This is a genomic window from Stutzerimonas kunmingensis (genome assembly GCF_900114065.1).
GTDB classification, from domain to species: domain Bacteria; phylum Pseudomonadota; class Gammaproteobacteria; order Pseudomonadales; family Pseudomonadaceae; genus Stutzerimonas; species Stutzerimonas kunmingensis.
This window is the reverse complement of the sequence record NZ_FORS01000001.1, coordinates 880571-889916: the sequence shown is the minus strand read 5'-3', so window position 1 is coordinate 889916 and position 9346 is coordinate 880571. Positions and strand designations below refer to the sequence as shown.

Here is a 9346-nt window from a genome sequence, read left to right as displayed (position 1 = left end):
GACCACCTGTACCGGTGTCGAAATGTTCCGCAAGCTGCTCGACGAAGGTCGTGCCGGTGAGAACTGCGGCGTTCTGCTGCGTGGTACCAAGCGTGATGACGTCGAGCGTGGCCAGGTTCTGGCCAAGCCGGGCACCATCAAGCCGCACACCAAGTTCGAAGCCGAAGTGTACGTTCTGTCCAAGGAAGAGGGTGGTCGTCACACCCCGTTCTTCAAGGGCTATCGTCCGCAGTTCTACTTCCGTACCACCGACGTGACTGGTTCGTGCGAACTGCCGGAAGGCGTTGAGATGGTAATGCCGGGCGACAACGTGAAAATGGTTGTCACCCTGATCAAGCCGATCGCCATGGAAGACGGCCTGCGCTTCGCAATTCGCGAAGGTGGTCGTACCGTTGGTGCCGGCGTGGTTGCCAAGATCGTCGAGTAATAATTGACGATGATGAAAAAGGCCCCCTCGGGGGCCTTTTTCTATTGTTGATCATTTATTGACACCCTATGGGCGCATCCGTACAATTGCGCCTCCTTTTACCGGGGGTATTGCGCCTGGTAGGGTGGCTACTTGGAGTCTGAGGTCAAAATGCAAAACCAACAAATCCGTATTCGGTTGAAGGCTTTTGACCATCGCCTGATCGATCAATCAACCCAGGAAATCGTGGAAACCGCGAAACGTACTGGTGCTCAGGTGCGTGGTCCGATTCCGCTGCCAACCCGCAAAGAGCGGTTCACTGTGCTGGTCTCCCCGCACGTCAATAAAGACGCGCGCGATCAGTATGAAATTCGAACCCACAAGCGTGTGCTGGACATTGTTCAGCCGACCGACAAAACCGTCGATGCGCTGATGAAGCTCGATCTTGCGGCTGGTGTGGAAGTGCAGATCAGCCTCGGCTAAAACCTGAGAGTTTTAGTCGTGTAACGCTCTGAAATGGGCGGCCATAGCGGGTGAAAGCCCCGTACACTCAAGAGGTTTCAAAATGACTATTGGTGTAGTCGGTCGCAAATGCGGTATGACCCGCGTTTTCACCGAGGATGGTGTCTCTATTCCGGTTACGGTCATCGAGATCGAGCCGAATCGCGTCACTCAGTTCAAAAATGAAGAGAGCGATGGCTATCGTGCAGTGCAGGTCACTGTCGGCGAGCGTCGCGCGTCCCGTGTTACCAAGGCTCAGGCCGGCCACTTCGCTAAAGCGAATGTTGCTGCTGGTCGTGGCGTCTGGGAATTCCGCCTCGATGGCGAGGAGTTCCAGGCTGGTGACCAGATCAACGCTGAGATTTTCCAGGCTGGGCAGATGGTGGATGTCACCGGTCAGTCCAAGGGTAAAGGCTTCGCCGGTACCATCAAGCGCTGGAACTTCCGTGGTCAGGACAATACCCACGGTAACTCCGTATCCCACCGCGTCCCGGGCTCTATCGGTCAGTGCCAGACCCCAGGTCGTGTATTCAAGGGCAAGAAGATGTCCGGGCACATGGGCGCCGAGCGCGTAACCGTGCAGTCTCTGGAAATCGTGCGTGTCGATGCTGAGCGGAATCTGCTTTTGGTGAAGGGCGCAGTGCCCGGTGCCACTGGTGGTGACGTGCTCGTGCGTCCGGCCGCCAAGGCTCGCGGTTAAGGGGGAGTTCACATGCAATTGAATGTAAATGGCGCACAAGCCATCGAAGTCTCCGATCGCACCTTTGGTGGTGAGTTCAACGAGACGCTGGTGCACCAGGCAGTCGTCGCCTACATGGCCGGCGGTCGTCAGGGTAGCAAGCAGCAGAAAACCCGCTCCGATGTGTCCGGTGGTGGCAAGCGTCCGTGGCGCCAGAAGGGCACAGGTCGTGCTCGTGCTGGTACCAGTCGTGGCCCGATCTGGCGTGGCGGTGGCGTAACTTTCGCCGCTCGCCCGCAGAATCATGATCAGAAGCTGAACAAGAAGATGTATCGCGCTGCGCTGCGCTCCATTCTTGCTGAGCTGGTCCGCTCCGAGCGTCTGGTTGTTGTAGAAGATTTCGCCGTCGACGCGCCGAAAACCAAAGTGCTTGCTAGCAAGCTCAATGGTATGGGCCTGAGCGATGTGCTGATCGTTTCCGATGCTGTCGATCAGAACCTGTACCTGGCTGCGCGCAACCTGCCGCATGTCGATGTGCGTGATGTCCAGGGTTCCGATCCGGTCAGCCTGATCGCCTATGACAAGGTGTTGATCACCGTGTCGGCTGTGAAGAAATTCGAGGAGCTGCTGGGATGAACCAGGAACGCGTATTCAAAGTCCTGCTTGGTCCGCACGTCTCTGAGAAGGCTACCGTGCTGGCTGACAGCAAGAAGCAATTCGTTTTCAAGGTTGCGACCGACGCAACCAAGCTGGAAATCAAGAAGGCTGTTGAGAGCCTGTTCGACGTGAAGGTCGCCGCCGTCAACACCCTGAACGTTCAGGGCAAGACCAAGCGTACCGCTCGCGGTCTGGGCAAGCGCAACGACTGGAAGAAGGCATATATCGCGCTTCAGCCGGGCCAGGATCTCGATTTCTCCGGCAGTGCTGAGTAAGGAAGGGGTGCATCATGGCAATCGTTAAATGCAAACCGACTTCCGCGGGCCGCCGTTTTGTGGTCAAGGTGGTCAATCAGGAGCTGCACAAAGGCGCTCCTTACGCACCGCTGCTCGAGAAGAAGTCGAAGACTGGCGGCCGTAACAACAACGGTCGTATCACCACTCGCCACATTGGTGGTGGTCACAAGCAGCATTACCGTCTGGTTGATTTTCGTCGCAACAAGGATGGCATTCCTGCCATCGTCGAGCGTATCGAATATGACCCGAACCGTACTGCGCACATTGCGCTGCTGAAATATGCCGATGGTGAGCGTCGCTACATCATCGCGCCGAAGGGTGTAAGCGCTGGCGATCAGCTGGTCTCGGGCATCAATGCTCCGATCAAGGCTGGCAACAGCCTGCCGCTGCGCAACATCCCGCTGGGTTCTACCGTTCACGGTGTCGAGCTCAAGCCGGGTAAGGGTGCTCAGATCGCTCGCTCCGCTGGCGCTTCGGCTCAGCTGGTTGCTCGCGAGGGTTCCTACGTGACGCTGCGTCTGCGCTCCGGCGAGATGCGCAAGGTGCTGGCCGAGTGCCGTGCGACCCTGGGCGAGGTCTCGAACTCCGAGCACAGCCTGCGTTCGCTGGGCAAGGCAGGGGCTAAGCGCTGGAAGGGCATTCGTCCTACCGTTCGTGGTGTCGCGATGAACCCGGTCGATCACCCGCACGGTGGTGGTGAAGGTCGTACCTCCGGTGGTCGTCATCCGGTGTCGCCATGGGGCTTCCCGACTAAGGGCGCGAAGACCCGCACTAACAAGCGCACCGATAACATGATTGTCCGTCGTCGCAAGTAACTAGAGGGATACGACAGTGCCGCGTTCTCTGAAAAAAGGTCCTTTTATCGATCTTCACCTACTGAAGAAGGTCGAAGCGGCGGTGGAAAAGAGCGATCGTAAGCCAGTTAAAACCTGGTCGCGTCGTTCGATGATCCTGCCGCAAATGGTCGGTCTGACCATCGCTGTACATAACGGTCGTCAACATGTACCGGTCCTCGTGTCCGAAGACATGGTCGGCCACAAACTCGGCGAGTTCGCTGCAACCCGTACATATCGCGGGCATGTGGCGGACAAGAAAGGCAAGCGCTAAGGGGTAAGGAAAGATGGAAGTAGCCGCTAAGTTGTCGGGCGCTCGCATCTCCGCCCAGAAAGCCCGCCTGGTCGCCGACCAGATCCGCGGGAAGAAGGTGGGCGAAGCGCTCAACCTCCTGGCTTTCAGTAGCAAGAAAGCCGCCGAGATCATGAAGAAAGTGCTGGAGTCGGCCGTTGCCAACGCCGAGCACAACGAAGGCGCAGATGTGGATGACTTGAAAGTCTCCACGGTCTTCGTCAACGAGGGGCGTTCGCTTAAGCGCATCATGCCGCGTGCCAAAGGCCGCGCTGATCGCATCGTCAAGCGGTCTTGCCATATCACTGTCAAGGTTGCGGACAAGTAACGGAGTCGATCAGATGGGTCAGAAAGTACATCCCACTGGCATTCGCCTGGGAATCGTCAAGGAGCACACCTCCGTCTGGTACGCAGACGGCCGTACGTATGCAGACTATCTGCTTGCAGATCTGAACGTGCGTGAGTACCTCCAAGACAAATTAAAAAGCGCGTCCGTAAGCCGTATCGATATCCATCGCCCGGCTCAAACCGCACGCATCACCATCCACACCGCTCGTCCCGGCATTGTGATCGGCAAGAAGGGTGAGGATGTTGAGAAGCTGCGTCAGGACCTGACCAAGCAAATGGGTGTGCCGGTGCACATCAATATCGAAGAGATCCGCAAGCCGGAGCTCGACGCAATGCTGGTTGCACAGAGCGTAGCTCAGCAGCTGGAGCGTCGCGTGATGTTCCGTCGCGCCATGAAGCGCGCCGTACAGAACGCCATGCGCATTGGTGCCAAAGGCATCAAGATCCAGGTCAGTGGTCGTCTGGGTGGGGCTGAAATTGCCCGTACCGAGTGGTATCGCGAAGGTCGTGTGCCTCTGCACACCCTGCGTGCCGATATCGATTACAACACTTACGAAGCGCACACCACTTACGGTGTGATCGGCGTGAAGGTGTGGATCTTCAAGGGCGAAGTAATTGGTGGTCGCCATGAAGAGCTCAAGCCTCAAGCGCCTGCTCCTCGTAAAAAAGCTGCTAAGTAAGGGGTACGCCAAATGTTGCAACCCAAGCGTACAAAATTCCGCAAGCAGATGACCGGCCACAACCGTGGTCTGGCTCAGCGCGGTAGCAAGGTCAGCTTCGGCGAATTCGCGCTGAAGTCTGTTTCCCGTGGTCGTCTGACCGCGCGTCAGATCGAGGCTGCACGTCGTGCGCTCACCCGTCACGTAAAGCGTGGCGGAAAGATCTGGATCCGCGTGTTCCCCGACAAGCCTGTAACCAAGAAGCCTCTGGAAGTCCGGATGGGTAAAGGTAAGGGTAGCGTCGAGTACTGGGTAGCCCAGATTCAGCCGGGCAAGGTCCTCTACGAGATCGAGGGTGTTTCCGAAGAGCTGGCGCGTGAGGCTTTCGCCCTGGCCGCTGCAAAGCTGCCGCTCGCCACCTCCTTTGTTAAGCGGACGGTGATGTGATGAAAGCGAATGAACTTCGTGAAAAATCCGTTGAGCAGCTGAACGAGCAACTGCTCGAGCTGCTGCGGGACCAGTTCAATCTGCGTATGCAGAAAGCGACTGGCCAGTTGGGGCAGTCTCACCTGCTCTCGCAAGTCAAGCGCGACATCGCTCGTGTCAAGACTGTGCTCAACCAGCAGGCAGGTAAGTGATCATGGCTGAAGCTCAGAAAACCGTCCGCACGCTGACCGGTCGTGTCGTCAGCGACAAGATGGACAAGACCATCACCGTTCTGATCGAGCGTCGCGTAAAGCACCCGATCTACGGTAAATACGTGAAGCGTTCGACCAAACTGCACGCCCACGACGAAACCAACCAGTGCCGTATCGGCGACAAGGTCACCATCCGCGAGACTCGTCCGCTGGCAAAGACCAAGTCCTGGATGCTGGTTGACGTCGTTGAACGCGCCGTCGAAGTCTAAGGGCTAGGGGTCGGAGAAATTATATGATTCAGACTCAATCCATGCTCGATGTGGCTGATAACAGTGGCGCTCGTCGCGTCATGTGTATCAAGGTGCTCGGCGGTTCCCACCGCCGTTACGCCGGCATCGGCGACATTATCAAGGTAACCGTCAAGGAAGCGATTCCTCGTGGCAAGGTCAAGAAAGGCCAGGTGATGACCGCTGTTGTGGTTCGCACTCGTCACGGTGTTCGTCGTCCCGATGGCTCCATCATTCGCTTCGATGGCAATGCTGCTGTTCTGCTGAACAACAAGCAGGAGCCTATCGGCACCCGTATCTTTGGGCCGGTGACGCGTGAACTTCGTACCGAGAAGTTCATGAAGATCGTCTCGCTCGCCCCTGAAGTGCTGTAAGGAGTAGCCGCATGCAAAAGATTCGTCGCAACGACGAGATCATCGTCATCGCCGGCAAAGACAAAGGCAAGCGCGGTAAGGTGCTGAAGGTCCTCGCGGACGACCGTCTGGTCGTTGGCGGGATCAATCTCGTGAAGCGCCATACCAAGCCTAACCCGATGTCCGGCGTTCAGGGCGGTATCGTCGAGAAGGAGGCGCCTTTGCACGTCTCTAACGTCGCCATTTTCAACGGTGAGACCAACAAGGCAGACCGCGTTGGTTTCAAGGTTGAAGAAGGCAAGAAAATTCGTGTCTTCAAGTCGACCCAGAAGCCGGTTGACGCTTGAGACTGCTAGGTAGATAACCATGGCACGACTAAAAGAAGTTTATCGGAAGGAAATCGCGCCCAAGCTGAAGGAAGAACTGAAGCTTGGCAACGTGATGGAAGTTCCGCGTATCACCAAGATCACCCTCAACATGGGTATCGGCGAAGCGATCGGTGACAAGAAGATCATCGATAATGCTGTTGCCGATCTGGAAAAGATCACCGGCCAGAAGGTTGTAGTGACTCACGCTCGCAAGTCCATCGCAGGCTTCAAAGTCCGCGAAGGCTGGCCGATCGGTGTCAAGGTCACGCTGCGCAGTGATCGTATGTATGAGTTCCTGGATCGACTGCTTTCGATCTCCCTGCCGCGCGTGCGTGACTTCCGCGGCCTGAATGCCAAGTCCTTCGATGGCCGCGGCAACTACAGTATGGGCGTCAAAGAGCAGATCATCTTCCCGGAAATCGATTACGACAAGATCGATGCCCTGCGTGGTCTGGACATCACTCTGACCACTACTGCTCGGACGGATGAAGAAGGTCGCGCTCTGCTGCGTGCTTTCAACTTCCCGTTCCGTAACTGATTGGAGTAGGCACATGGCTAAGCAAAGCATGAAGAACCGTGAGCTGAAGCGTCAGCAAACGGTCGCCAAGTTCGCCCAGAAGCGTGCTGCACTGAAAGCAATCATCGCAAGCCCGGAGTCCTCTCCGGAAGCGCGCTGGGAAGCTCAGGTCGCACTGCAGAAGCAGCCTCGTGACGCAAGCGCTTCGCGCCTGCGCAACCGCTGCCGTCTGACTGGTCGTCCGCACGGCGTTTACCGCAAGTTCGGCCTCGCGCGCAATATGCTGCGTCAGGCTGCAATGCGTGGTGACGTGCCGGGTCTGGTTAAGGCCAGCTGGTAATAAAAGCATCCAGGGCCCTGCGGGTCCTGTTTGTTTTTCGCTCAAGCCCCTCATGGGGCTTGATTCGTTTCTGGCAACTCTCTAGAATGCCCGGCTCGCCTGAGCCTTGCATTTTTTGTGGGGTTTGCCTGTTGGCGACACGAGCCGTCCAAGGCTTATTTTTTTGTATTAGGAGCTAAGAGCCCATGAGTATGCAGGACCCGTTAGCGGACATGCTAACTCGTATCCGTAATGCCCAGATGGCCGAAAAGTCCGTCGTAAGCATGCCGTCTTCCACTCTGAAGGTGGCTGTTGCCAACGTTCTTCAAGGTGAAGGCTATATCGCGGGATACCAGGTCAGTGGCGACGCCAAGCCGCAACTGTCCATCGAGCTGAAGTATTTCGAAGGCCGTCCGGTCATCGAAGAGCTCAAGCGCGTAAGTCGTCCTGGCCTGCGCCAGTACAAATCCGTTGACCAGTTGCCGAAAGTACGTGGCGGTTTGGGTGTGTCGATTGTCTCCACCAACAAGGGTGTGATGACTGATCGGGCTGCTCGGGCTGCTGGTGTTGGCGGCGAAGTGCTCTGCACTGTGTTCTAAGGGGGGATAAGCATGTCTCGCGTTGCTAAGAACCCCGTCAAGCTGCCTGCTGGCGTCGAAATCAAGATGTCTGGTCAGCAGCTTTCGGTGAAGGGCGCAAAAGGCGCTCTCGAACTGAATGTTCATCCGTCCGTGGAGGTCATCCAGGAGTCTGGTGAGCTGCGTTTTGCTGGCCGTAATGGCGATCAGCAAACTCGCGCCATGGCCGGCACTACTCGTGCACTGGTCAACAACATGGTGATCGGCGTCAGTCAAGGCTTCGAGCGCAAGCTTCAGCTGGTTGGTGTTGGTTACAAGGCGCAAGCCAAAGGTCAAGTGCTGTCCCTGGCTCTCGGTTTCTCGCATCCGGTGGATTACGAACTGCCGCAAGGCGTTACCGCTGAGACCCCCAGCCAGACCGATATCCTGATCAAGGGTGTCGACAAGCAACTGGTCGGTCAGGTGGCTGCTGAAATCCGCGACTTCCGTCGCCCTGAGCCTTACAAGGGCAAAGGCGTGCGGTACTCGGATGAAGTAGTCCGTCGCAAAGAAGCTAAGAAGAAGTAGGGCATAGCAAATGAGCGTAAAGAAAGAAACTCGTCTGCGTCGCGCTCGCAAGGCACGCCTGAAGATGCGCGAGCTGGAAACCGTACGCCTCTGCGTGTACCGCTCTTCCCAGCACATCTACGCCCAGGTCCTTTCGGCCGACGGCGGCAAGGTCCTGGCCAGCGCCTCGACTCTGGACAAAGAACTGCGTGACGCCGCCACCGGCAACGTCGACGCTGCCAAGAAAGTCGGTCAGCTGGTCGCTGAGCGCGCGAAAGCCGCAGGTGTCACTCAGGTGGCGTTCGACCGTTCTGGCTTCAAGTACCACGGTCGTGTCAAGGCACTGGCTGAAGCTGCTCGTGAAGGCGGGCTGGAGTTCTAAGTTATGGCGAATAACGAGCAAAAGCGCGACGAAGGCTACATCGAGAAGCTGGTTCAAGTTAACCGCGTCGCAAAAACTGTAAAAGGTGGTCGTATCTTCACCTTCACCGCGCTGACTGTGGTCGGTGATGGCAAGGGTCGTGTCGGCTTCGGTCGTGGCAAGTCCCGTGAAGTACCGGCTGCTATTCAAAAGGCTATGGAGGCGGCTCGCCGCAACATGATCCAGGTCGACCTGAATGGCACTACTCTGCAGTACGCCACCAAGGCCGCGCATGGCGCGTCCAAGGTCTACATGCAGCCTGCCTCCGAGGGTACCGGCGTGATTGCCGGTGGTGCCATGCGCGCCATTCTGGAAGTTGCTGGCGTTCAGAACGTACTGGCCAAGTGCTACGGCTCTACCAACCCGGTCAACGTGGTTCACGCCACCTTTAAGGGTCTGAAGGCGATGCAGTCGCCTGAGTCGATTGCTGCCAAGCGTGGCAAGAGCGTCGAGGAGATTTCCTGATCATGGCTAACACCGTCAAGGTCACGCTGATCAAGAGTGTCAGCGGTCGTATCCCCAATCACAAGCTGTGCGTCAAGGGTCTTGGCCTGCGTCGCATTGGTCACACCGTCGAGGTTCAGGATACTCCTGAAAATCGCGGCATGATCAACAAGGCTTATTACATGCTCCGTGTGGAGGGCTAAG

The 9346-nt window shown here is 57.1% G+C and carries 21 protein-coding genes; all 21 read left to right on the top strand.

Annotated elements, in window-relative coordinates:
• The coding region (locus tag BM275_RS04520; RefSeq protein ID WP_244153843.1) for an EF-Tu C-terminal domain-related protein at positions 1-427 on the top strand (427 nt) is incomplete at its 5' end.
• 150 nt (positions 428-577) lie between these two features.
• Entirely contained in the window at positions 578-889 is a 312-nt protein-coding gene (gene rpsJ, locus BM275_RS04515; RefSeq protein ID WP_003186070.1) for a 30S ribosomal protein S10, read from the top strand.
• An 82-nt stretch (positions 890-971) separates the two neighbouring features.
• Positions 972-1607, top strand: a complete 636-nt coding sequence (gene rplC, locus BM275_RS04510; protein WP_014821632.1) for a 50S ribosomal protein L3 — start codon at positions 972-974, stop codon at positions 1605-1607.
• 12 nt (positions 1608-1619) lie between these two features.
• On the top strand, positions 1620-2222 hold the full coding sequence (gene rplD / locus BM275_RS04505) for a 50S ribosomal protein L4 (RefSeq protein ID WP_014821631.1): 603 nt from the start codon (positions 1620-1622) through the stop codon (positions 2220-2222).
• Positions 2219-2518, top strand: coding sequence for a 50S ribosomal protein L23 (gene rplW / locus BM275_RS04500; protein WP_003281842.1), 300 nt, complete (start codon positions 2219-2221; stop codon positions 2516-2518). Before rplD ends, rplW begins: the two co-directional genes overlap by 4 nt.
• 14 nt (positions 2519-2532) lie before the next feature.
• Complete coding sequence (rplB, locus tag BM275_RS04495; RefSeq protein ID WP_003281841.1) at positions 2533-3354, top strand: 50S ribosomal protein L2; 822 nt, start codon at positions 2533-2535, stop codon at positions 3352-3354.
• A 16-nt stretch (positions 3355-3370) separates the two neighbouring features.
• On the top strand, positions 3371-3646 hold the full coding sequence (gene rpsS, locus BM275_RS04490) for a 30S ribosomal protein S19 (protein ID WP_014821630.1): 276 nt from the start codon (positions 3371-3373) through the stop codon (positions 3644-3646).
• A 13-nt stretch (positions 3647-3659) separates the two neighbouring features.
• The gene (rplV, locus tag BM275_RS04485; RefSeq protein WP_003103908.1) at positions 3660-3992 is read left to right on the top strand and encodes a 50S ribosomal protein L22; all 333 of its coding nucleotides are present in this window, start codon (positions 3660-3662) and stop codon (positions 3990-3992) included.
• 13 nt (positions 3993-4005) lie between these two features.
• Complete coding sequence (gene rpsC, locus BM275_RS04480) at positions 4006-4692, top strand: 30S ribosomal protein S3 (protein ID WP_003289210.1); 687 nt, start codon at positions 4006-4008, stop codon at positions 4690-4692.
• Positions 4693-4704: 12 nt separating this feature from the next.
• Positions 4705-5118, top strand: a complete 414-nt coding sequence (gene rplP / locus BM275_RS04475; protein ID WP_003281836.1) for a 50S ribosomal protein L16 — start codon at positions 4705-4707, stop codon at positions 5116-5118.
• A complete protein-coding gene (rpmC, locus tag BM275_RS04470; protein ID WP_003281834.1) occupies positions 5118-5309 on the top strand; it encodes a 50S ribosomal protein L29 in 192 nt (63 codons plus the stop codon). Before rplP ends, rpmC begins: the two co-directional genes overlap by 1 nt.
• 2 nt (positions 5310-5311) lie before the next feature.
• On the top strand, positions 5312-5578 hold the full coding sequence (rpsQ, locus tag BM275_RS04465; RefSeq protein ID WP_003293030.1) for a 30S ribosomal protein S17: 267 nt from the start codon (positions 5312-5314) through the stop codon (positions 5576-5578).
• A gap of 23 nt (positions 5579-5601) precedes the next feature.
• Positions 5602-5970 (top strand): 50S ribosomal protein L14, encoded by a 369-nt coding sequence (rplN, locus tag BM275_RS04460; RefSeq protein ID WP_003281831.1) that lies wholly within the window; start codon positions 5602-5604, stop codon positions 5968-5970.
• An 11-nt stretch (positions 5971-5981) separates the two neighbouring features.
• On the top strand, positions 5982-6296 hold the full coding sequence (gene rplX / locus BM275_RS04455; protein ID WP_003304067.1) for a 50S ribosomal protein L24: 315 nt from the start codon (positions 5982-5984) through the stop codon (positions 6294-6296).
• Between the two features lie 19 nt (positions 6297-6315).
• Positions 6316-6855, top strand: coding sequence for a 50S ribosomal protein L5 (gene rplE, locus BM275_RS04450; protein ID WP_003304066.1), 540 nt, complete (start codon positions 6316-6318; stop codon positions 6853-6855).
• A 13-nt stretch (positions 6856-6868) separates the two neighbouring features.
• Positions 6869-7174, top strand: a complete 306-nt coding sequence (gene rpsN, locus BM275_RS04445) for a 30S ribosomal protein S14 (RefSeq protein WP_014821629.1) — start codon at positions 6869-6871, stop codon at positions 7172-7174.
• Positions 7175-7359: 185 nt separating this feature from the next.
• Positions 7360-7752, top strand: coding sequence for a 30S ribosomal protein S8 (gene rpsH / locus BM275_RS04440; protein WP_003293036.1), 393 nt, complete (start codon positions 7360-7362; stop codon positions 7750-7752).
• Positions 7753-7764: 12 nt separating this feature from the next.
• Positions 7765-8298, top strand: a complete 534-nt coding sequence (rplF, locus tag BM275_RS04435) for a 50S ribosomal protein L6 (RefSeq protein WP_014821628.1) — start codon at positions 7765-7767, stop codon at positions 8296-8298.
• 10 nt (positions 8299-8308) lie between these two features.
• A complete protein-coding gene (rplR, locus tag BM275_RS04430; RefSeq protein WP_003304061.1) occupies positions 8309-8659 on the top strand; it encodes a 50S ribosomal protein L18 in 351 nt (116 codons plus the stop codon).
• 3 nt (positions 8660-8662) lie between these two features.
• Positions 8663-9163 carry a 30S ribosomal protein S5 gene (gene rpsE / locus BM275_RS04425; protein WP_003304059.1) on the top strand — a complete coding sequence of 167 codons (501 nt, stop codon included), beginning with the start codon at positions 8663-8665 and terminating at the stop codon, positions 9161-9163.
• 2 nt (positions 9164-9165) lie between these two features.
• Positions 9166-9345, top strand: coding sequence for a 50S ribosomal protein L30 (gene rpmD / locus BM275_RS04420; protein WP_003281818.1), 180 nt, complete (start codon positions 9166-9168; stop codon positions 9343-9345).
• The last annotated feature ends 1 nt before the right edge of the window (position 9346 follow it).

Coding starts and splice junctions, on each gene's coding strand:
- rpsJ (WP_003186070.1), top strand. CDS start 578: ATGCAAAACCAACAAATCCGTATTCGGTTGAAGGCTTTTGACCATCGC.
- rplC (WP_014821632.1), top strand. CDS start 972: ATGACTATTGGTGTAGTCGGTCGCAAATGCGGTATGACCCGCGTTTTC.
- rplD (WP_014821631.1), top strand. CDS start 1,620: ATGCAATTGAATGTAAATGGCGCACAAGCCATCGAAGTCTCCGATCGC.
- rplW (WP_003281842.1), top strand. CDS start 2,219: ATGAACCAGGAACGCGTATTCAAAGTCCTGCTTGGTCCGCACGTCTCT.
- rplB (WP_003281841.1), top strand. CDS start 2,533: ATGGCAATCGTTAAATGCAAACCGACTTCCGCGGGCCGCCGTTTTGTG.
- rplV (WP_003103908.1), top strand. CDS start 3,660: ATGGAAGTAGCCGCTAAGTTGTCGGGCGCTCGCATCTCCGCCCAGAAA.
- rpsC (WP_003289210.1), top strand. CDS start 4,006: ATGGGTCAGAAAGTACATCCCACTGGCATTCGCCTGGGAATCGTCAAG.
- rplP (WP_003281836.1), top strand. CDS start 4,705: ATGTTGCAACCCAAGCGTACAAAATTCCGCAAGCAGATGACCGGCCAC.
- rpmC (WP_003281834.1), top strand. CDS start 5,118: ATGAAAGCGAATGAACTTCGTGAAAAATCCGTTGAGCAGCTGAACGAG.
- rpsQ (WP_003293030.1), top strand. CDS start 5,312: ATGGCTGAAGCTCAGAAAACCGTCCGCACGCTGACCGGTCGTGTCGTC.
- rplN (WP_003281831.1), top strand. CDS start 5,602: ATGATTCAGACTCAATCCATGCTCGATGTGGCTGATAACAGTGGCGCT.
- rplX (WP_003304067.1), top strand. CDS start 5,982: ATGCAAAAGATTCGTCGCAACGACGAGATCATCGTCATCGCCGGCAAA.
- rplE (WP_003304066.1), top strand. CDS start 6,316: ATGGCACGACTAAAAGAAGTTTATCGGAAGGAAATCGCGCCCAAGCTG.
- rpsN (WP_014821629.1), top strand. CDS start 6,869: ATGGCTAAGCAAAGCATGAAGAACCGTGAGCTGAAGCGTCAGCAAACG.
- rpsH (WP_003293036.1), top strand. CDS start 7,360: ATGAGTATGCAGGACCCGTTAGCGGACATGCTAACTCGTATCCGTAAT.
- rplF (WP_014821628.1), top strand. CDS start 7,765: ATGTCTCGCGTTGCTAAGAACCCCGTCAAGCTGCCTGCTGGCGTCGAA.
- rplR (WP_003304061.1), top strand. CDS start 8,309: ATGAGCGTAAAGAAAGAAACTCGTCTGCGTCGCGCTCGCAAGGCACGC.
- rpsE (WP_003304059.1), top strand. CDS start 8,663: ATGGCGAATAACGAGCAAAAGCGCGACGAAGGCTACATCGAGAAGCTG.
- rpmD (WP_003281818.1), top strand. CDS start 9,166: ATGGCTAACACCGTCAAGGTCACGCTGATCAAGAGTGTCAGCGGTCGT.